At 37.4% G+C, this 21084-nt stretch carries 19 protein-coding genes; 1 reads left to right on the top strand and 18 read right to left on the bottom strand.

From position 1 onward, the window contains the following. Positions 1–8: 8 nt before the first annotated feature. The 14 genes from IEV15_RS13060 to IEV15_RS12995 form a co-directional block, all read right to left on the bottom strand. Complete coding sequence (locus IEV15_RS13060; protein WP_188362980.1) at positions 9–776, bottom strand: ABC transporter permease subunit; 768 nt, start codon at positions 774–776, stop codon at positions 9–11. Beyond that, positions 773–1480, bottom strand: a complete 708-nt coding sequence (locus tag IEV15_RS13055; RefSeq protein ID WP_188362979.1) for an ABC transporter ATP-binding protein — start codon at positions 1478–1480, stop codon at positions 773–775. The genes IEV15_RS13060 and IEV15_RS13055 overlap by 4 nt, the downstream gene beginning before the upstream one ends. Continuing rightward, positions 1477–2706 carry a nitrous oxide reductase family maturation protein NosD gene (locus tag IEV15_RS13050; RefSeq protein ID WP_188362978.1) on the bottom strand — a complete coding sequence of 410 codons (1230 nt, stop codon included), beginning with the start codon at positions 2704–2706 and terminating at the stop codon, positions 1477–1479. The genes IEV15_RS13055 and IEV15_RS13050 overlap by 4 nt, the downstream gene beginning before the upstream one ends. Positions 2707–2713: 7 nt before the next feature. Next, positions 2714–3724, bottom strand: coding sequence for a nitrous oxide reductase accessory protein NosL (locus IEV15_RS13045; protein ID WP_188362977.1), 1011 nt, complete (start codon positions 3722–3724; stop codon positions 2714–2716). 51 nt (positions 3725–3775) lie between these two features. Beyond that, positions 3776–5752 carry a Sec-dependent nitrous-oxide reductase gene (gene nosZ, locus IEV15_RS13040; RefSeq protein ID WP_188362976.1) on the bottom strand — a complete coding sequence of 659 codons (1977 nt, stop codon included), beginning with the start codon at positions 5750–5752 and terminating at the stop codon, positions 3776–3778. Between the two features lie 36 nt (positions 5753–5788). Next, positions 5789–6259, bottom strand: a complete 471-nt coding sequence (locus tag IEV15_RS13035) for a c-type cytochrome (RefSeq protein WP_188362975.1) — start codon at positions 6257–6259, stop codon at positions 5789–5791. Between the two features lie 248 nt (positions 6260–6507). Further along, positions 6508–7839, bottom strand: coding sequence for a cbb3-type cytochrome c oxidase subunit I (locus IEV15_RS13030; protein WP_188362974.1), 1332 nt, complete (start codon positions 7837–7839; stop codon positions 6508–6510). A 1-nt stretch (position 7840) separates the two neighbouring features. Further along, positions 7841–8269 carry a c-type cytochrome gene (locus IEV15_RS13025; RefSeq protein ID WP_229734160.1) on the bottom strand — a complete coding sequence of 143 codons (429 nt, stop codon included), beginning with the start codon at positions 8267–8269 and terminating at the stop codon, positions 7841–7843. Further along, on the bottom strand, positions 8256–9797 hold the full coding sequence (gene nadB, locus IEV15_RS13020) for an L-aspartate oxidase (RefSeq protein WP_188362973.1): 1542 nt from the start codon (positions 9795–9797) through the stop codon (positions 8256–8258). Before nadB ends, IEV15_RS13025 begins: the two co-directional genes overlap by 14 nt. A gap of 4 nt (positions 9798–9801) precedes the next feature. Then, the gene (gene nadA, locus IEV15_RS13015; protein ID WP_188362972.1) at positions 9802–10734 is read right to left on the bottom strand and encodes a quinolinate synthase NadA; all 933 of its coding nucleotides are present in this window, start codon (positions 10732–10734) and stop codon (positions 9802–9804) included. Between the two features lie 39 nt (positions 10735–10773). Next, complete coding sequence (locus IEV15_RS13010; RefSeq protein ID WP_188362971.1) at positions 10774–11208, bottom strand: RrF2 family transcriptional regulator; 435 nt, start codon at positions 11206–11208, stop codon at positions 10774–10776. An 86-nt stretch (positions 11209–11294) separates the two neighbouring features. Next, on the bottom strand, positions 11295–11978 hold the full coding sequence (locus tag IEV15_RS13005) for an anaerobic ribonucleoside-triphosphate reductase activating protein (RefSeq protein ID WP_188362970.1): 684 nt from the start codon (positions 11976–11978) through the stop codon (positions 11295–11297). Then, the gene (gene nrdD / locus IEV15_RS14675) at positions 11962–12132 is read right to left on the bottom strand and encodes an anaerobic ribonucleoside-triphosphate reductase (protein WP_188362969.1); all 171 of its coding nucleotides are present in this window, start codon (positions 12130–12132) and stop codon (positions 11962–11964) included. The genes IEV15_RS13005 and nrdD overlap by 17 nt, the downstream gene beginning before the upstream one ends. Continuing rightward, positions 12110–14230, bottom strand: a complete 2121-nt coding sequence (locus IEV15_RS12995) for a ribonucleoside triphosphate reductase (RefSeq protein WP_188362968.1) — start codon at positions 14228–14230, stop codon at positions 12110–12112. Before IEV15_RS12995 ends, nrdD begins: the two co-directional genes overlap by 23 nt. Positions 14231–14418: 188 nt before the next feature. Between IEV15_RS12995 and IEV15_RS12990 the strand changes: the two genes are divergently transcribed. After that, complete coding sequence (locus IEV15_RS12990) at positions 14419–14577, top strand: hypothetical protein (protein WP_188362967.1); 159 nt, start codon at positions 14419–14421, stop codon at positions 14575–14577. 220 nt (positions 14578–14797) lie between these two features. Here IEV15_RS12990 and IEV15_RS12985 read toward each other — a convergent pair whose 3' ends face one another. From IEV15_RS12985 to IEV15_RS12970, 4 genes are all read right to left on the bottom strand, one after another. Continuing rightward, a complete protein-coding gene (locus tag IEV15_RS12985; protein WP_188362966.1) occupies positions 14798–16273 on the bottom strand; it encodes a glycoside hydrolase family 130 protein in 1476 nt (491 codons plus the stop codon). A 168-nt stretch (positions 16274–16441) separates the two neighbouring features. After that, positions 16442–16924 (bottom strand): YciE/YciF ferroxidase family protein, encoded by a 483-nt coding sequence (locus tag IEV15_RS12980; RefSeq protein WP_188362965.1) that lies wholly within the window; start codon positions 16922–16924, stop codon positions 16442–16444. Between the two features lie 170 nt (positions 16925–17094). Beyond that, positions 17095–18108 carry a helix-turn-helix domain-containing protein gene (locus IEV15_RS12975; protein ID WP_188362964.1) on the bottom strand — a complete coding sequence of 338 codons (1014 nt, stop codon included), beginning with the start codon at positions 18106–18108 and terminating at the stop codon, positions 17095–17097. 484 nt (positions 18109–18592) lie between these two features. Further along, positions 18593–21084: T9SS type A sorting domain-containing protein (locus IEV15_RS12970; protein WP_188362963.1), on the bottom strand; the 2492-nt coding region annotated here is incomplete at its 5' end.

Raw genomic sequence — 21084 nt, 5'->3', positions numbered from 1 at the left:
TATAGTTATTATAAATCTTTTCGGATGAATTTTCGCAAGGATAAATAGAACGGGATTACTATCCAAAGTAGCAACAATCCAAACGAGGCAAAAAGTCCTACCGTTGTTCCAAAAAAATCTTTAAAAATAGCTCCAGTATACCCCATCATTGCTGAAACATCCAAATGCAATAATATTTGAATTCTAGCCAAATCAATCGGACTTAATGCCGTTACTGCGACCATTGCTTTTTCAATGGGATATTCTGAAAGTTGAAATAAAAGAAAAAGCACTAAACCGTCAAATATCAAAGCAAAATAAAGCCAAGTCATGATGGCAATTCCGATTCCTTTGGCTTTGTCACGCGTTACAATTGAGCATAGAAAAGCTAGTGCTATAAATACAACTGAAATCAAACAGCCTACTAAAATCATCATCAAACCCACAGCGTTTGGTGCATTGACTAACAACGGAATTCCTGCTCCAATAAAAAACGCAAAGACCATTGAAGCACTTAAACCAAAAAATAAACTTTGCCAAATTTTATTTCGTTTGATAGGCTGACTCAAGAGTAATTCGATAAACTCAGAGCTGTTGTATAAATAGATGGTCGTAAATAAAATGGAAACCAATGGAACGGTAAATAAAATAACATTCAAAATGGTTAAAAGTCCTTTGGCACTATTGTCCTCTAAACCAAAAGCACTCCACGACAACAAACTCAAAACGATCGTATATACCACTACAATTTTGTTTTTCAAGATGTCGGTCAATATTATTTTGATGATTCTGTTCATTGTTTTTGTTTTAGAATACTTGCAATGGCTTTGGAAATTTTTGTTTCGTTGGTTTCCGATTTCAGATCTGCTACTTTTTTATGAAAATGAACTTTACCTTCTTGCATAAAAATAATTTCGGTTACCAAATCGTCTAGTTCGCTCAACAAATGTGACGTGATTAAAATCAACTTCCCTTTTTCTTTTTCTTTGATGATTTTATCTTTCAAAATCTCTGAAGCCAACGGGTCTAATCCGGCGGTGGGTTCGTCTAAAATCAATACGTCGGGATTGAATAAAAAAGCAAGCGTAGCACTTACTTTTTGGGTGGTTCCCCCGGAGAGCGTTCGCATTTGTTTATCGGCCATCGTATCCAAGTCGAAACTGTGCCATAATTCTTCGTCCAATTCTTGATTTGAATTTCGAATTGCTTTAATCATTTCTACTACGCCACCAATGGTCATCGTATCGGGATAGCGACCAATTTGTGGCATATAACCAATAGTTGAACGGTATAAATACTCTTTGACGATGCTTCTTTTATTGAATTTAATGGCACCGTCATCAGGTAAAACCATTCCTAAAATTGTTTTAATCAAGGTGGTTTTTCCACAACCGTTTGGGCCAATCAACGCAATACATTCGCCCTTTTTACAGGTAAGTGAAACATCGCTGAGCACGTTTAACTTCCCGAATTTTTTATTTAAATTTTTAATTTCTATCATAACTTCAGGGGCTTCATCAGTGGGGCTTTGTCTACAAAATTATCGGGTGTGATACTAGGTAAAACCTTTTCGGATTTGTCTAATAACGTGATCATGAAACTTCGAAACAACAACATGGCAGAGGGATTTTTTTCTACCAAAACGGCAAATAAGCTTAGCGGATGATAAGACACATCGCCCAAACCATCTCTGTTGATGTCATAACCTTCATATTTATCCCAATAGTTGTTGTTGAACGTATTTAATACTAAGCTTCCGTTGGTTCCCATATCAAAAGTATTGCCTTGAAAATTGTTGTTTACAATTTCGTTATCCATGCAACTGGCTTGAATTTTCATGGCCCAACCATTGCCTTGAAGGCTGTTTTTTTCAATTTTGATGCGGTTGGTTCCTTCCATGTAAATTCCGGAGGTATTGTTTTTAAAATGGTTGGAGTGAATATAACTATCTGAAATCTCTTTTAATAGAAGTCCGTAGGAGGAGGCTCCCCAGTTTTCATCAAAATAATTATTGATCATCGTTACCTTTTTAGAAAACATGACGGCAACTCCCGCACCATTATTTCTGAAAATATTGGTAATATAAGAATCGTTGGAGGAAAACATAAAATGCAATCCGTAACGAATATTATTGGTTGCGATGTTTCGCCAAATGACTGAATCGTGCACAAATTCAAGATAGATACCATCACGATGTCCTCGAATGGTGTTTCCGATAATTTGTAAGTCATTACTTTTCCAGGCGTGAATGCCGTTTCCGATTTGTTGTTCTTCTTTTCCGTAAGCAATAATGGTGTTGTTTTTAACGATACAGTTTCTCCCGTTTTGAATGTAAATGCCGAAGAAGTTATCGTCGAGTTGATTGCCTTCTATCAATACAAAAGATTTATTGTAGACTTTAATCCCACAAGGGTCATCTAAGGCTGCATAGCCGGAGTTGATTACTTTGAATCCTTTGACAACGACACTATCGGCATGAATGGAAAGTACTTCTGTTTTTTTCTGACCATCTATAACCGGGAAATCTTTTCCCAAAAAGACAATTTTTTTATCGATACGAATGTTTCCTTCTTTGTACAATCCTTTATGCACTATTACTGTGTCGCCCGCCTTGGAAGCTTTTAGAGCCAGCTTGATGGTTTTAAATGGTTTGTTTGTTCCTACTTCCAGCACTTGAGCCTGAAAAGTAGCAACAACAAACAAAAAAAGGAGGCACAATCGGTTCATGATCTCTTTACTGATTTAAAATTTCGTTCCAACTAATGGCTGTGGCTTTTAATTTATCACCAAAATTTTGGGCATCTGAAAAGGTAGCAAATGCTGCAATATTTCCGTGCATCGGACTATTGATATCGCCGCCTTTAATATAGAATGCTTTAGTTGCATCAATCAATTGGTTGTTTTGGGTGTAGTCATGCACGTAATAACTTTTTACTTTTGTGGATTTATTTTCCTCGCAGTAATTCACCAAGCAGGAGATGTCATCAAACATATAAAAACGACCTTTTTGGGTTTGAATTTCTGCTCCGAATTTACCGTCAGATACCGGCATTTTACAAAATTCGCACGCATCGGTATTTAATTTAATCGGCTGTGCTTCATTGCTTCCACAAGCTGTAAGAAAAAAAATGGGTACAAGTAACAAAGCCACTTTTGCTTTCATAAAACGTTGGTACCATTTGAATTCTAACGTTAAAACAATAAAGATGAGCAATCCGCCAGTTATCAACATCCACCCACCGATATCCGGTACCGAATACGCACCAAAATTCAATAATTGTTTGTAGCCAATTAACGGCGGTTGATAAGACATTCCCGGTACTTTTATCGCGGCATTGGGGTCTAAATTATGTCCATATTCGTAGTTCCAGCGGTAAAAATCGACACCTGCTAAAATGGTAAATAGGATAAACGCACTGAATAGAGCCACAACACCTTTTCTTTTAGCAATTATAGCCATTGCTAGTGCAAAAAGACCAAAAAACCCAATAATATAAGGTAATATTTTAAATTCGATGAAGTTTTCGGTATGCAAAGTTGCCATGCCGATGTAATGGTTTAGTCCATTGATTATTTCAACATCGCCACCAATTTTGTGAGCATGTAATTTTAACACCAATCCTTCAGGATATTGCGGAGCATCTAAATCAATTTGCCACATGGGAAAATAAAGTGACCCAAAAAACAATCCTGTTACAATCAAGAGCAAGACCCTTGAGTGTAAAGCTATTTTTGCTGTTTTCATTTTTATTTGAATTAAGGGAGCATCTAGAAAATGATGCTCCCTTTGAATTACTTATTTAGTAGCCGGTACGTTGGTCCCTAAGCTATAGTGAAGCGGAATATTTGAACCTTTGGGAGAGACCCGAATATAGCCTTGCATTTCTTGATGTAAAGCACTACAGAAGTCGGTACAATAGAAAGGGAATGTTCCTACTCGATCCGGAACCCATTTCAACGTAGTGGTTTCACCCGGCATGATTAGCAATTCGCCATTATCAGCACCTTTTATTGCAAATCCGTGCGGCACATCCCAATCTTGTTCTAAATTGGTTACGTGGAAATACACTTCATCACCTAAGAAGACACCTTCAATATTGTCGGGAGCAAAATGCGAACGCATAGAAGTCATGTACACATGAACTTTGTTGCCTTCGCGAACCACTTTGGCATCTTTTTCACCTTTCGTTACATAGGGATGCTTGTTGTCTTCAATTTTATAGAATTTCAATTGCCCGTTGTTTCGAATTAAATCGGCAGGTGCGGCTTGAGCATAATGCGGTTCACCAATGGTTGGGAAATCCAATATCAATTGCATTTTATCGCCACTGATGTCATATAATTGAGCACTATGACACAATTCAGGTCCGGTTGGCAAATAACGGTCTTTAGTAATTTTGTTATATGCCACTAAATATTTACCGAATGGTTTTTTACTATCCCCGCCAGGAATGCACAAGTGACCCACTGAATAGTAGGTTGGCACTCTATCCAAAACTTGAAGTGTTTTAATATCCCATTTTACTACTTCAGAAGAAACAAACATGGTGGTGTAAGCATTTCCTTTTCCGTCAAATTCGGTATGTAATGGTCCCAGACCCGGTTTTTTAACTTCACCATGTAACACCGATTCGTATTTCAGCACCGGAATTCCGCCGTAATCACCTTCATACGATTTGTCTTTAATCGCCTTTTGCAACTTATCAAAACTAAATACCGGAATTAAAGCGGCTAATTTACCTGAACCAACAATGTATTCACCTGTTGGATCCACATCACAACCATGAGGTGATTTTGGACAAGGAATCATGTAGCAAATGTCTTTTAACTCTGAGGCATCCAACACCAAAACTTCTGTTTTAATAACCGATTTAGCTGTGTGTGTATGTTCGTCCCAAGTGTTATGAGCATAACGCACCTTTTGTTTTTTCCCTTTTCCGGCTTTTACATACTCTTCTGCTTTTTTCCAATTGACAGCCATGATAAAATCTTTGTCTTTTTGTGAAGCATTAACCTCTAACAAAGTATTGGCTTGTTCCGTATTATAGCAAGAGAAGAAAAACCAACCATGAGATTTACCTTTACCGGCATGCGATAAGTCAAAATTTACGCCTGGTGTCATAATTTGAAAAGCGATATCCATTTCGCCTTCTTTACCCACTTTTACAAAACTGATGTGTCCTTTGTAGTTTTCTTTGTATGTATTAATTGGTACATCACCATTTTCATAATCACCGGGAACGCTAAAACGAGTTCCGGCAACCACATATTCGGTATTTTCAGTAATAAATGGCGAAGAGTGATTACCACCACTGTTTGGTAACTCAATAATTTCAGCGGTTTTAAATGTTTTCAAATCAATACGAGCAATACGGGGTGTGTTATTGGCATTACCAAACACCCAACGCCCATCAATTTCCCCATTGGTTTGCGACATTTCTGTGTGGTGTAAATCATCCCAAGGCACAAATCCGTGTGACGTATTCAACATGGGTTTTGTTTCTTCGCTATAGCCCCACCCTTTTTCCGGATCTACGGAGAAAACAGGAATAACTCTAAATAATCTTCCACTTGGAAGACCATAAACACTTATTTGTCCGCTAAATCCGCCGGACACAAAGTTGTAAAATTCGTCATATTTACCGGGAGCAACATAGGCTTTTTGAGCCGCATCGCCACTCACTGCATCACTCGTATTTTTGGGTTTACAGGACCCCAAGAAGGCTACAATTAAAATTAGTGCAGCAGTAATTTTTAAAAATTTTGTGTTCATATACTTTCGATTTATATTGTTTTTAACTGTTTCAAATTACTTCACACCATCATTTTGACGCATATATTCTAAAATGTTTCTGGCATCATCATCCGTAAGTGCTTGATTGGGCATTCTAACTAAACACAATTCTAATTGTGCTTGCAACTCGGGGTCTTTGTCAATCATTGGGTCCGGATTTATTGCGAAATTCATAAGCCATTGTGGCGTTCTGCGTTCAGTTACTCCCTTCCAACCGGGTCCCACTAAACGTTCGTCGGTCAATTTGTGGCAAGACATACATTTAACTCCGGCCACTTTTTCGCCTTCAGCAGCCATTGCTACATTTAATCCGGTACCTAAGTCGACTGTAGAATATTTGCCTTCTCCGCGGTTTGGATCATACGAAGTTGGATCTGAAGTTTCTGTTGAAGAAGACTTCGAAAAATCCTCTCCGGCATTGGTTTTATCTTTTCCACATGAAATGAATAAGAGTAAACCAAGTGCTAGTGCATACATTTTGTTCATATTAATTTAGGTTAAAATTATGACACAAATTTCCAGAGTAATTATTCAAAAATTTATGATTGCAATCATACCCTTGGCAATTTTTAGTCTTTATCTTTATCTCATAAATAAAATGTGTGAATGTTCGAATTCAACATGTTGATGATTTTTTTGAAACCATATAAGGCATATCAGTTCCTTTTTTGAGGTAGGTAAAAACTAAATGACTTATATGACTAAATCTAACCTGTTAAAAATTTTGTATTTTTTCAAACTTTCCTATGCAGTTGGTAAGTAGCTTTTGTTTTAAACGAATGAAAAAGTAAATACAAAACTACACTCGCTAAGCTTACAAACAAAAGCGTTCCTGTGATGATAAATCCAATCATCCAGGGACGACTTTTTAGCATCATTTGACCAAAAGCAGCTCCGGAAATTCCGGCTTGCCACAAGGCTCTTTGTATACCCATTCCGGCTAATGTGATTAAAAACAATAACAACGCAATTTGCGTTGTCCAAAAAACAAGCGTCATTCTCATTAAAGCTTTCCCACTCTCAAAGGTAGGTTTGATGAAGTAAAAAGCTCCACCTAAAACAATCATGGTGTTGATCCCGATGGTGGTACCCATCGCATGAGCAACCGTAATCTGTGTGCCATGTGTATATAAATTAAAGGCAGGTATTGACATCAATAAAGCAATAGCTAAATTGATTATCACCCAATAATCGGCAGCCATTAAAAATCGATAAGGAAAAAAGTAATAATGCGTTCGATTTTCATTTAATTGTTGGTTCCAATTATAAAAAATACGAATTAGAATAACCCATTCGGTCATACTTACGATATAGGAAATATGATGAATGTAGCGATCTGTTGGGAGAATGTAGATATGATGTCCCCAATTGAACATTAAATTAAACAATCCTAAAAAGTACATGGCAAAAATTAATTTGCTATGACCCATTTTTTCATTGCCTGAAATTTTAGTCATTAAATAAAAAGCCAAACCATAAATTATTTGATTGACAGCACCTACAATTGACCCGTTTACCTTCCATTGAATGGTCATATCGGCTATTAAATGTTCTCTAAAATAAGGAAATAGCCAGAGGTAATTTTCTATAAAAATAAAAGCAAAAAAAACAATTCCTGTGAACCACATCCAATAATATACCGGCCATGATTTATAGGATCCTACGTTTTTTAAAAAATAGACTAAGAATACAAAATACGAAAGTAAAATGGGTAATGCCCATATCGGTTTAAATTCCCAGTATTCTCTTCCACCAAAATCACCCGTGAGATAACTATAAAATATTCCCACTAGAGCCACAAGCCATAAAAGTAAATGCACTTTTAATAAACGGGTTGCACTGCGTTGTACGGCATCTCTTTGAATGGCTAAAGCTACACAAGCTAATCCTCCTAAAACAATACCAAAATAGGCACTGGTGACGTGCAACGGACGTAGCTTAAGAAAGCCTATGAAGTCTGATTTAGCATCGGATAAACGATAGGCAAATGAAGCTAAAAACCCAAAAAGTACTCCTAAAAAAAGCAGTAACAATGCTAATCGAAGCACCCAAATTCCTGATTTCATTTTAATCATTTAAAGTAAAAGTTCCATTTATTTTAGGTGAATAATGCTGCGGATTTGCAGTTCCTGTTTCATTCATGGATTGTAAAAATACAAGTAGGTCCTCCATTTCTTGATTTGTTAAATCAAAAGGAGGCATAAGCCCCATTCCATTGTTGATGACTGCTTTCAAAAAAGCATCCGAATATCCTGGTTTTGCAGTTACGTTGGTTACATCAGGGCCCAAATAGCCTCCCAAACCATACAATTGGTGACAGGTATGGCAGTTGTGTTTTTGCCAAACATCTTTTCCGGCAGCAGCTTGTTTTTGTATCGTTGCCTTTTGATGGTCTTTTTCTCGCAACGGTTTCAGATAAATAGCAACGGAATAGATAAGAAATAAAACGCTTAACATTATAAAAATCGTAATCGGTGCTACTTTAACTGAAGGCATATTCCCTCTTTTTGTTTGTTTCTAAATGCAGAGCCATCGACGATTGATTGATAATTATCATGGCGGTTTGCAACATGTTTTCCAGTTCGCAACAATTTCTGCACCGATAATAGTATTCTTCACATTCCATCAAATCGGTATGAATTTTTATCAATTGAGTTAAAACTTTCATTTTTTCTTCTTGACTTCCTTGCAGAACGTGATAGGTCATCAAACTTTTCACTTGCTTTTTGAAATTGTCCAATACTTTTGGAACAATAATTTCATGGGCCTCTACCGCACTATTTTGGATAACCGGTTGTCTTTGCAGAATTTGGGTAGTGTTGCAGATTATTTGCTGTGAAGCATTAAAGGAATAGACTAACGCTTCCAAAAGCGAATTCGAGGCTAACCGATTGGCTCCGTGTAAACCGGTGCAAGAGCATTCTCCCAATGCATATAAATTTTTCACATCCGACTGCCCAAATTCATTTACTTCAATGCCACCACATTGGTAATGGGCAACCGGCACAATCGGAATTAAATCCGTCTCCGGATTGCGTCCAATTTCTTTGAACTTAGTAAGAATTGTTGGGAAATGATTTTTGAAGTCCTCCTGGTTTACATGACGCACATCCAAATACATGTACGCTTCTTCCGATTGAATGATTTCCTTGGTAATGGCATCAGAGACGATATCTCTGGTGGCCAATTCTCCTCTAGTATCGTAGTCAAATAGAAATCTTTTTCCTTTAGAATTTACTAAGTGACCGCCAAAACCTCGCACTGCTTCCGAAATTAGAAACAGATTGCTCTTACCTTTTTCATACAAAGCGGTGGGATGGTACTGCATGTAATGCATATTGGTGATCGTAGCTCCTGCTCTAAAGGCCATTGCTATCCCATCACCGGTCGCAATTTCAGGATTGGAAGTGTAATTAAACAATTGACCGCTTCCGCCTGTCGCTAGTACGATTGCTTGTGCAAAAATAGCTTTCTCTTCGTTGTCATTTCTTGTCATATATGACATCCCAATAGCTATACTCTCCTCTGACTCACTATCCATAATGATATCCACGCAAAAAGCATTGGCCAGTACTTCAATATTTTTGGCTGCCGCAATCTTAGCCCACAACACCTCTTGTATATGAAAGCCAGTTTTGTCTTTGTAATGCACTACGCGACTGTGACGGTGACCGCCCTCTAAAGCCAAATCCAAATTGCCGCTTGTTGTAGTATCAAATTCAGCACCCCATTTAATTAGTTCATTCAAACGTTGCGGTGCTTGTTTGATGACCATTTCCACCACCTTTTTATTGCATTTGCCTTGACCTGCATTCAAAGTGTCTGTGATATGTTCTTCAAAACTATCTGTAATTCGGTTACAAACTGCTGCAATGCCACCTTGTGCGAGCGAGGTGTTTGTCTCTTTCGGTTCCTTTTTAGTCAGTAAAACTATCTTTAATTCCGGATTTTTTTCATGGATTTGTATGGCCAATGAAAGTCCTGCTATTCCGGTTCCGGAGATTACTACATCACATGTTTTCATCGAATTATATTTTAAGCATTTGTTGAATAGGTTTTTGAGCTTTGGTTATGAGTTCCTCTGCGAGTAGCACCTCAGGAGATTCTTTCAGAAGACACTTATAGAGTTTTTCCAACGAATTCATTTTCATAAAAGCACATTCACTACAAGCACAGGTGTTGTCTTCTTTTGAAGGTGCGGGAATAAGAATTTTATGAGGAACTTCTTGTTGCATTTTGTGTAGAATCCCATTTTCGGTGGCAATAATAAATTTTGGTTTCGGTGACGCTTTTATGTAATTGATCATTCCCGAAGTGGAACCAATATACTGAGCCGTTTTTAAAATATGAGCCTCCGATTCGGGGTGAGCCACAATCACTGCATCCGGATTTTTTTGGTACAAATCAATTAATTTTTCCAGTGAAAAAGCTTCGTGAACCACACAAGAACCTTCCCATAAAACCATGTCTCTTCCGGTTTCATTGATAAGGTATTTACCAAGATTTTTATCGGGTGCAAAAACAATATTTTCTTCCGGTGGAATTGCATTAATCACTTTCACAGCATTTGAAGAGGTGCAAACATAGTCGCTCATGGTTTTTATTTCAGCAGAGCAGTTTATGTAAGTAACCACTTTATGGTTTGGATAGTTTTTTAGAAAATCTCGAAATTTATCAGGTGGGCATCCATCCGCCAAGGAACATCCGGCATTTATATCAGGTACTATAACTATTTTAGTAGGGTTTAAAATTTTTGCAGTTTCTGCCATAAAATAAACTCCAGCAAACACAATAATTTTTGCATCTGTTTCTGCAGCCTTTCGTGAAAGCTCTAAGCTATCTCCCACAAAGTCGGCTATTTCCTGTATTTCCGGCGATTGATAGTAATGAGCGAAAATGACAGCCTTTTTTTGCTGCTTGAGTGCTATAATTTTTTGTTGTAGTACGTTTTCTTTTTTCATTGTAATAGGACATTTTTGTCTTATTAAGAATCAAATTTTTTAAATTTTCAAGAAGGTTTCATTCACTGCTAAACCAGCAATCAAATCGGCCAAGGTGGTTGTGTCTAGTGCATTTTTTAATTGTTCTCTGATGGGCTTGTATTGCTTATGAAACGGACAAGGTTTTACTTCAGAACAATCATTTAAGCCGAGGCTACACCGTTTATAAACCGAATCGCCATCAATAGCTAAAATAATATCTCCTAATTTTATGGTTGCGAGTTTTTCTTTAGCAACAAAAAAACCGCCACCATTTCCTTTTAACGAATCAACAATTTTATTTTTGGCTAAATTTTGAAGAATTTTAGCCGTAAAGGACTCCGGAGAATCTATTTTTCTGGCAATTTCACGTAAACTAATTCGTTGACCCTGCTGCGTTTCGGCCGCAATGATAATGGTAGCCCTAACGGCATATTCACAAGTTTTCGATAACATTTTTTAATTCAAAAATAGCACTATTTTCACAATTCTACGGGCAAAATTATAAAGATATAACATGAGCTGGTATGATTTAAATCATACTACCTCATCGTAATCTGAATTTTCGTAGAAGACAACTGCTTGTAATCTGCAGCATTTGAATGTTGAAGAGGTGCTATGGTTACCGATTCATTTCTAAAATGTTGTAAGTAATACGTTCCATTGTAGCCATTCATCTCCAACAAATGAATCATTTCTGTGATGTCTTCTTCATCTAATAAATCGGAATGAACGGTTGTTCGCACTTCATGAGTAACACCATGTTTTTGAATTACACTCAAACTTTCAAAAAATTGGTAGTAAAAGTCAGCCTTTGTTATGTTTTTCGTTTTCCTTTTAGTGGCTTTAAAATCCAAGGCTATATAATCTATCAATTGCAATTTCAAAGCTGCTGCTAACCGATCCGGCAGGCTACCATTGGTATCCACTTTCACCAAAAAACCCATTGCTTTAATTGACTGCATGGCATCTATTGTTTCTTTGTGCAACAAACATTCTCCTCCACTAAATACGACTGCATCTAATAAGCCTTTGCGTTTTTCTAAAAAAGAAAGTATTTCGGGAATGGAATATTTTCCCTTCCCGAAAACAATCTCCGGATTGTAGCAATAACTGCACTTCATATTACATCCCGCAAACCAAAGAATACACGCCGTATGGTCAGGATAGTCCAGTAGTGTGAAAGCAGTAATACTGTGAATCCTCTTTTTAGCACTTGGTTTCATTAAAATGAGTGCGTTGTTTGTGTTCTCCTTTTTTTCCAATGTTAAAGCTTTCTACCGGTCGGTGATAGCCCATCACTCGGGTGTAAACTAAACATTTTGTTCGCATTTCATTGTGCTGTTCTAAAACTGATTTAATTAATGTTTGTGTTCTCATGTTTATTTGTATTTAGTTTTTCTATTAAAATTTCATCGCATTTCGGACAATATTCATGTTCGCCGTTGAGATACCCGTGAATCGCACAAACGCTGAACACAGGCGTTACGGTAATATAAGGCAGTTTGAAATTCGTAATTACCTTTTTAACAAAGTTGCGGCATGCTTCAACGGAACTAATTTTTTCATTCATATACAAATGCAAAACGGTTCCTCCGGTATATTTACACTGCAAATCATCCTGCATTAATAAAGCTTCAAAAGGGTCTTCTGTGTAATCCACAGGAATTTGCGAGCTATTGGTATAGTATATATTTTCACCCGTTCCGGCTTGAATAATTTTAGGATATCTTTTTTTATCTTCTTTCGCAAAACGGTAGGTAGTTCCTTCAGCGGGAGTTGCCTCTAAATTGTATAAATTACCTGTTTCTTCTTGAAACTGTTTCATTCTATTTCTGATATATTCTAGTAGTTCAGTAGCCATCTCCGTTCCAAAAGCACTTGTAATATCGTGTGTCCCTTTTGTGAAATTTAAAATCATTTCGTTGATGCCGTTGACGCCAATCGTAGAAAAATGATTTCTAAAATGAGGTAGATAACGTTTGGTATAGGGATATAATCCGCGATCATACATGTCTTGTACAAACACACGTTTTTTTTCCAACGTAGATTTGGCTAATTCCATTAAATAATCAACCTGTTGGTATAACCCTGTTTTATTTTCCGGATATAAATAACCCAAACGAGCCATATTGATGGTAACTACGCCAATACTTCCGGTCATTTCGGCACTGCCAAACAAACCGTTTCCTCGTTTTAGTAATTCACGCAGGTCGAGCTGCAAACGGCAACACATGCTTCTAACGGCATTGGGTTTATAGGCGTTCGGATTTTCTACTTTTTCACCGTTTTCATCATAAACATATTGGCTTCCAATAAAATTTTGAAAATAGGAAGAGCCAATCTTAGCTGTATTTTCAAAAAGAATATCGGTGTTTTCACCATACCAATCAAACTCTTCAGTAATGTTTACAGTTGGAATTGGGAATGTAAAAGGTTGTCCGTTAGCATCCCCTTCTGTCATTACGGTATAATAGGCTTTGTTGATTAAATTCATTTCGTGTTGAAAATGTTCGTAACGAAGTTCTAATGGTGATACCACTCCCCTCTTTTTTGCCCGTTTCAAAAACTCATCTGATTTAAAATTTAAAAACAAATGCTCATTATTTCGGGTTGGTATTTGAACTTTTAAATCATCCGGCACCACCCAATCTAAGGTTATATTTGTAAATGGTGATTGTCCCCATCGAGCAGGAACGTTTAAATTATACACAAAACTTCGAATGGCTTTCAGCACTTCCTCGAAGCTCAAATTGTCTTTAAAAACATACGGAGCCAAATAAGTATCAAACGAACTAAAAGCTTGTGCACCGGCCCATTCGCTTTGCAAAATGCCTAAAAAATTTGCCATTTGTCCCAAAGCTTCTCTAAAATGAGAGGGTGGTTTACTTTCTACTCGTCCACGAACTCCGTTAAAACCATCGTTTAATAGTACTCGTAAACTCCAACCTGCACAATAACCCGTTAGACAATCTAAATCATGAATGTGGTAATCACCATTGCGGTGAGCAAAACCCTCTTCCTTCGAATACACCTTGTCTAACCAATAATTGGCGATAATTTTTCCGGCCACGTTGTTTACCAAGCCGGCATTGGAATAGGAAGTGTTTGCGTTGGCATTAATTCGCCAATCGGTTTGCGAAATATACTCCTCAATGGTTTGTGTACTATCCACATATGAGGTGTCTTCATTTAAGCCCAGTATGTGTTCCCTTTGCATTTTTCGAGTATGCCTGTAGACCATAAATGACTTCATCACGGAAAAGTAACCCCTAGTGAACAGCACTCTTTCAATGATATCCTGAATCTCTTCTACAGCCCAGGTTTCTTTATCCTTTAATTTATCCAGTACATCGTTTACTACATGGGGATTATAGTTTTGTAATTCGCTTTCGAAAGCTTTTTCGATTGCTTGTTCTATTTTGAACAATTCAAATGGTTTGAAGATACCGTTTCTTTTAATGACATATTTTTCCATAAAATTCAATTTGAATAATTAATCTAACTAATAATTTATCAAATTTAATTTAAATAGGATGTTTTTATCTTGTTTGAAGAATATACTATCAACAAGTTAGATTGTCTTTTTGTTAATAAGTTTAGTTTGTATTAGGATGATATTTGTTTGATATGAAAGAGATGCTGAAACAAGTTTAAAAAGACAGCATGGTACTTGATTGGGATGTATCAAAAGGGATTGAAAATGGTTTCCTATTTCGATGCAAACGGATTGAAATCAGACCTAATGCTTTAGTATCAACGGAACAAAATCCGGTGGGACATGGGTATACGTGGGTGTTCGCTTTAGTATCTTTACCTAAATAACACCCTATTAGCAACAAAAAATGCTTCGGACAGGCTCAGCCTGACAGTTCGTTATTTATTTGATACGATCTTAATTTAACAATTCACTGTTCTTGTGAACTTTGCGTTAAACTTAGCTCCCGATAATTAATTATCGGGATTGCAGTTAAACTTCAAAAAAGCGAAGTTATGGTGAAATGGATTTTTAGAAGATTGGCAATTAGTTCTGTTTTATTAGCTTCTACTCCATCGAATTCGCATCAGAAGTAAGGGCTGTCAATAGTTCATTCAAATTAACTGTAACATAGGAAGAGGCATAATCTGAAACGGCGTAGGGTAAAATGAGGTGGTCTTTGTGGATTAAACTTCCGCAGGAGTAAACCACGTTAGGTACGTAGCCATCTCTTTCTTCTTCGAGTGGTGAAAGCAACGGTTCCTTTAGTCTTCCTAATTCAATAGTAGGATCTTCCAAGTCTAAAAGTGAAGCTCCAATGCAATACCGTCTCATGGGTCCGACCCCGTGAGTAATGACCAACCAACCTTGTTCTGTGAAAATGGGCGAACCACAATTGCCGATTTGGGTAAACTCCCAGGGGTATTTTGGTTCTTGTATTTTTATCGGATTATTCCAAAGCGTTATTCTATCGGAATAAAAAAGGTAGTTGTTTACCCCGTCAATTCGGGCTAACATGGCATATTTACCCTTTATTTTTCGGGGAAAAAGTGCAAAATTTTTATTTTGTGCCCCATTACCATGCATGGGCATCACTCTAAAATTTAAAAAATCATTTGTAGAGAGTAACTTGGGCAAAACGGTAAGTCCATCATAGGCCGTATACGTGGCATAGATTTTTTGTGTCCCGTCGTCTTCGGTGAAACGCACAAACCGGGCATCTTCAATACCTCGACTTTCAGAGGAAGAGATGGGGAGAATGGCACGGCTTGAAATGTCGGAATCTTTATGGAATTCAATATCATAATAGGAATCTACCAGCCAGGTCATTTCCTTTAGGGCTTGTTTTCGCTGTTCGCCAATATCGAACGATTGCATCATTCGTACGGCATTTTTTAAATCATAATATTCAAAGCGATCCGGCATTCCGTCCATTATTGAAGTAGTGTGTGATTTTGGGATTTTCATCTCCTCCATTTTTTTTATAAATCGTTTCTTGTCATACGATTTTTTCTTTATAATTTCGGGTAAATCGATATGTTGATGGGGCACAGCCAATCGCAAATTATTAGCGATATCGAGAATTCCTTTTCGGAAGACGATGGAAGACAAATGACCTTCACCTGTAGCCCGCAAGGATAAAATCACTCTTGTTTCTCCTTCTTCCAAAAAGGTTTGATCAAAATCTTCCACAATAGAGGGATTAAACAAAGCGGCCGATTCCAGCGAATACTCCATAGTGCTGTAGGAACCGATTAACAGTTTGCATTCTAACGCCAGTTTTTTGTAATCAATTCCGATAGAATTAATTAAGTTCTGGTAGTTATTGGCATGTTTTAGGAAGATATCCGATACATTTCTATGACGACTCGCAAAGGTGTTAAAAGTAGTTTCGAGTAGCTCTTTGACCTGTATTTCACTTAATGCCATGATTCGTTTTACCAAATTAGTAGTCCTAACATCCCCATTGTTAAAAAAGCGGGCTACTACTCTACTCGAATCCGGTTGTATGCTCAAACTTTTACGATTCACTGTTACCGCCATTTTGCTTTTATTATAGGTTAACTTTTACTGATGTGAACAACTTTTTTTGCTACATTGTTCCGTTATGGTTCCCTTTTAGGACTATATGTCTAAATAAATACCGCCTATAAACTAAGAAAGGTGGGTGAGCATTTCTTATTTTATAGGCAGTAACAGCTGTAAATTACACTATACAGCTTTTTGATTGAGTCTGCTCTCTGCTATTTTGTTTAATTTTTGATCGGCTTTGTATTCTTCGTCCAAGGTTTTTTGCAATATGGCGGCAGTATCGTGCAGTCCTAACTCTTTAGCGAATCTTACTGCAGTTCCATATCCGGAGATTTCGTAATGCTCTATCCGTTGTCCTCCGGCAATTAGTCCCACATCCATCAGGTCTTCATCTTCTGCTTCTTCCATAAAACTTTCGGCTTCTGAAATTAGACCTTTCATGGCTTTGCAAGTTTCACCATTCGGAGCAATGTCTAAATTATCGCAAATCGCTTCTATTCTTTTTTTGTGTTCTTTTGTTTCCTGCAAGTGCTCTTCAAAAGCCGCTTTTAACGAGCTGTCGTTGGTGTGTTCAATTACCTTTGGTAATGCCTCGACCAATTGACTTTCTGCATTGTACAAATCTTTTAATTGGTGTTCAAATAATTCTTGTAATGTTTTCATAGTTTATTCCTCTTTTGATTTTTGGTTTATCATCTAAAGGTAATCACTAATCTTACTTGTAATTAATCGAAAAACATCAAATGGTAACTCAAATGAATAGTGTTGTGTTCTTTTTTTACAGGAATTGAGAGGATGTCATTCAGCTTCCTCCAGTTTCCCTCACCTTGGTGCTACGCGGTGCTACTCAAACTATTTTGATTGTTTTTATAATATTTGGGACTGCAATTGTATTTTTCTTTGAAGATTTTTGAAAAGTAACTTCTACTGGTTAACCCCACACTGTATACCACTTCCGAAATATTGAGTTCGGTAGTTCTAATCAGATTTTCTGCTACTTCTACACGAACGTTTCTAATATAATCGGAGACCGTTCTATCGTGGAGTACTTTAAATCCTTGTTGTAATTTAAGCGGTGCCAGACCTGCTTTTCTACTCAAGTATTTCAGTGTATAGTGTATTTCGGGATAATTTCTAATGAATTGTGCAATTTCTTTAACAGCCTGCATGTTGGATTTTGTAAGCGAGGCACAGTGATTTTCAGCATTGGCTTGATCCGTTGTATGTTGTTCAATTTCTAAGGCCAAAAGCAAAAACACAATGCTGTTGTTCATTAGATTGCGTACCAATCCGTTTTGCTTGATAGCGTTGAGTTCTTCAATTTTTTCTGCTATTTTCACATTAAAAGAACTAATGTAGCAGTAACGGTCTTGTTTAGGTTCTTTGAAAAAGGTGTTGCTTAGTTGATTTTGTAATTCCTTATCTGAAACGGTTGCTGCATTTACTGTAATTATTGAAAATTTAACTTCTTTCTCTTTTTTAAAAAAGAAGAAGGTGTTTCTCTGAAATGTTGAAAAGATACCGGTTTGAAACTGCCCCATTTTATTTTTGGTGTTTTTTTTACCAAAGCTTTGTTGCATTTCCCCTTTTGAACAATAACCAAAATGAAGGGAATCGGTATCAGCTGTTTTATAGAGAATAGCCAAGGAACCGGTCACTGTTATATCAAATTCTATGTAGTTTATTGCTTTTTCAACTGCAATACCGGTTATGGTTCCTGAAGCCTTATCGTTGTTTAATTTTAAACTATATTCTTTAGATTTTAACAACAACGTACCACCCAACTGTTTTTGCAATTGTTTGAATGCAAGGGCAGGATTATTTGAAGTGAGAAGTATCGTTTGCATCTTGTGATTCTTTACTTGCCTGAAGCAATGGTTTGTAATGATAGATTGTTGGTTTACTTAGTTCTTTTACTCTTATTTCGAACACTTTTTGAATGGTTTAAAATTAGGTTGGTTTGGGTACTATTAGTGCACTTTCTCAAAAATGCCAAGTTACTTGCGAAGTGCTCTATTTTAGCATTTACTATAGCAATAGCATTCGCATCAAACATCAAAAAGTGATTACTACAAAGATGCAAAACCCATAAGGAGAACTACTTGTATAATTATTTGAAAAACTTGCATGATTCAGATTTCTTTATAGAAATGTATGTGGGTTGGTTTGAAATGGTGGGATGGAAATCCGGCCCTAAGTGTCGAGTCTAAGGCTTCGGGACAATAAGAATGATAGTTGATTGTATTTTATAGCAAGGAAAGTTGTAAAACAAAAAAACCGCCTCAATGTTACTTGAGACGGCTTCTTTTCAGTTAGCGTACTAACTTAGTTTTAGTTGTTTGAAATGACCACTGATTTGGTAGCCGCACTTTCGTTGGTTACTAATCTTAGGAAATAAACTCCGGATGCCATTTCATTCGCATTAAATTTAACAGTGTGTGTTTGACCACCCGCTGCTTCGCCTTCAAAAATAGTTTTGATTAACTGACCGTTAACGTTGTATAATTGTATACTAACGCTTGATCTTTCATTCAAGCTATATTCTATTAAGCCATCTTCAGTAACAGGATTCGGATACACTTTATAAGATACCAATTGTGGTATCGGTGCTTCAAAATCTCCGTCAGAAGGGCCGGTACAACTCAAGTAAGCGAAGTCGAAACCTTCTTCATAATTACCATTAATGGCAATCAAAGCTTCGTAAACATCGTTTATTGCGTATTTTGTAGTACCGCCACCTAGTATAGCATTAGCCACTATCAACACTTCTCTTACTTTCATTCCTTCAAATGTTCCTGAAGCAATGTATAAGTCTTCAATCGAAAGGTCAGTTGAAGCAAAGTCGGCATTTTTACCGAATGCGATGTTCAACTTGGCTGTTACCAATTGTGCTGCTAATCCATTGTCATAAGCACTGTTGGAAGGATTAGAAATCGTTCCTTGATTCAGTGCTCTTGGAGCGGCATTTGAAGGTAAGAAACTACGAACAGCGTCAGCTGAAGTAAATCTCAAATTCCTTGTTGATGAGCCCACTACAAGTCCATTTGGAAATGATGTTGCGAAATTAGCATTCAAATAACAATTTTCATCATTACTCAAACATGTAATAGCATAACCTTCTTGACTAATTGTGTTGAATCCTCTACACTCACCAAATAACAACGCAACGTTTCCTGTAATGGTACAACCATTAGCATCAGTAGCCGTTACGGTATAGAAACCTACTTGCAAACTTGCTGTTTGTGTCGTTTGAGTTGGTGTTGAACTCCAACTGTAGGTATAAGGACCAGTGCCTCCTGTTACGGTTGCTGTAGCTGTTCCAAATCCTCCACTTGAAGTTATTGGTGTTTGCGACATCGTGATAGCCAAGGCTGATGCCGGTTGTGTTACTGTAGCACTTACGCTTGTAGTACATCCCGTCGCACTAGTGATTGATCCGGTGTACGTTCCAACAGCTAAATTGTTTAGCGTAAAATTAGTACTTCCGTTCGACCATAAAATAGTGTGAGGGGCTGTTCCGCCTAAAACTGTAGCTGTTACACTTCCATTGTTTCCTGCAAAACAAGATACGTTGGTTTGTGTAGTTGCTGCTTGTATGGCGTCTTGTGTTATCGTTGCAGTTACGTTTGCAGTACATCCGTCTTCACTTGTTACTAAAGCAGTATACGTTCCGACAGCTAAATCATTTATCGTGAAGGTAGTACCTCCATTCGACCATAAAATAGTGTACGGTGCCGTTCCGCCTGTAACTGTACAAGTAATACTTCCAAAGCTTCCCGCAATACAACCCATGTTAATTTGTGTTGTAGTTGCCAATAAAGAAGCAGCGGGTTGTGTTACGGTAGCACTTACGTTTGCAGTACATCCGTTAGCACTTGTAATCACTGCAGTATAAGTTCCTGCGGCTAAATTGTCTATTGTAAAAGTAGTGCTTCCGTTAGACCATAAAATAGTATAAGGTGCTGTTCCTCCCGTTACTGTAGCAGTTACACTTCCATTGTCTCCTGTAAAACAAGTTACATTGGTTTGTGTAGTTGAAGCTACGATAGCCGGAGCAGTAGCAATAGTTACTGTTCCATTAGACTGACAACCGTTAGCATCTGTAACTAAATAAGTATACGTTCCTGCCGTTAAGTTGTTCACTGTGAAAGCTGTACTTCCTGTAGACCAAACAATTGCATAAGGCAGAGTACCACCTGTAGCGGTCACTGTTGCCGATGCACTAGTTGTAGTACATGTTAAAGCAGTAGCTGTATGCGTACTAACTAAAACCGGTACAGAAAGTATGATTACAGAACCTGTTGCAGTACAACCGTTAGCATCTGTAACCACATACGTGTATGTTCCACCTGTTAAACCGTTAATACCAAAAGCGGTACTTCCGTTTGACCATAAAATGGTGTATGGAGCAGTTCCACCTGTTGGGGTAGCCACTATGATTCCATTGTCACCGGTACAACATGTTGCATGGGTAGATGCAATTGAAGCTGAAACAGCTATCATAGGTTGCGTGATTGTTACACTTACGTTTGAAGTACATCCGTTAGCATCTGTGATAACTGCGATATAAGTACCAGCTGCTAAATTGTTAGCTGTAAATGTAGTGCCACCATTAGACCATAAAATAGTATAAGGAGCTGTTCCACCTGAAGCTGTTACTGTTGTACTTCCTGTAGTTCCGCCGAAGCAAGATACATTAGTAGTAGTGTTCGTAGAAGCTAAAGCCGTTGCCGGTTGCGTGATTGTTACACTTACGTTTGAAGTACATCCGTTAGCATCTGTGATAACTGCGGTATAAGTACCGGCTGCTAAATTGTTAGCTG

It is taken from the genome of Flavobacterium orientale (assembly GCF_014638005.1).
Lineage (GTDB): Bacteria > Bacteroidota > Bacteroidia > Flavobacteriales > Flavobacteriaceae > Flavobacterium > Flavobacterium orientale.
This window is presented reverse-complemented; position numbering and strand designations above follow the sequence as displayed.

Coding starts and splice junctions, on each gene's coding strand:
- IEV15_RS13045 (WP_188362977.1), bottom strand. CDS start 3,724: ATGAAAACAGCAAAAATAGCTTTACACTCAAGGGTCTTGCTCTTGATT.
- IEV15_RS13010 (WP_188362971.1), bottom strand. CDS start 11,208: ATGTTATCGAAAACTTGTGAATATGCCGTTAGGGCTACCATTATCATT.
- IEV15_RS13060 (WP_188362980.1), bottom strand. CDS start 776: ATGAACAGAATCATCAAAATAATATTGACCGACATCTTGAAAAACAAA.
- IEV15_RS12980 (WP_188362965.1), bottom strand. CDS start 16,924: ATGAAAACATTACAAGAATTATTTGAACACCAATTAAAAGATTTGTAC.
- IEV15_RS12990 (WP_188362967.1), top strand. CDS start 14,419: ATGGTACTTGATTGGGATGTATCAAAAGGGATTGAAAATGGTTTCCTA.
- IEV15_RS12975 (WP_188362964.1), bottom strand. CDS start 18,108: ATGCAAACGATACTTCTCACTTCAAATAATCCTGCCCTTGCATTCAAA.
- IEV15_RS12985 (WP_188362966.1), bottom strand. CDS start 16,273: ATGGCGGTAACAGTGAATCGTAAAAGTTTGAGCATACAACCGGATTCG.
- IEV15_RS13035 (WP_188362975.1), bottom strand. CDS start 6,259: ATGAACAAAATGTATGCACTAGCACTTGGTTTACTCTTATTCATTTCA.
- IEV15_RS13055 (WP_188362979.1), bottom strand. CDS start 1,480: ATGATAGAAATTAAAAATTTAAATAAAAAATTCGGGAAGTTAAACGTG.
- nadB (WP_188362973.1), bottom strand. CDS start 9,797: ATGAAAACATGTGATGTAGTAATCTCCGGAACCGGAATAGCAGGACTT.
- IEV15_RS13050 (WP_188362978.1), bottom strand. CDS start 2,706: ATGAACCGATTGTGCCTCCTTTTTTTGTTTGTTGTTGCTACTTTTCAG.
- IEV15_RS12995 (WP_188362968.1), bottom strand. CDS start 14,230: ATGGAAAAATATGTCATTAAAAGAAACGGTATCTTCAAACCATTTGAA.
- nadA (WP_188362972.1), bottom strand. CDS start 10,734: ATGAAAAAAGAAAACGTACTACAACAAAAAATTATAGCACTCAAGCAG.
- IEV15_RS13030 (WP_188362974.1), bottom strand. CDS start 7,839: ATGAAATCAGGAATTTGGGTGCTTCGATTAGCATTGTTACTGCTTTTT.
- IEV15_RS13005 (WP_188362970.1), bottom strand. CDS start 11,978: ATGAAACCAAGTGCTAAAAAGAGGATTCACAGTATTACTGCTTTCACA.
- IEV15_RS13025 (WP_229734160.1), bottom strand. CDS start 8,269: ATGCCTTCAGTTAAAGTAGCACCGATTACGATTTTTATAATGTTAAGC.
- nrdD (WP_188362969.1), bottom strand. CDS start 12,132: ATGAGAACACAAACATTAATTAAATCAGTTTTAGAACAGCACAATGAA.
- nosZ (WP_188362976.1), bottom strand. CDS start 5,752: ATGAACACAAAATTTTTAAAAATTACTGCTGCACTAATTTTAATTGTA.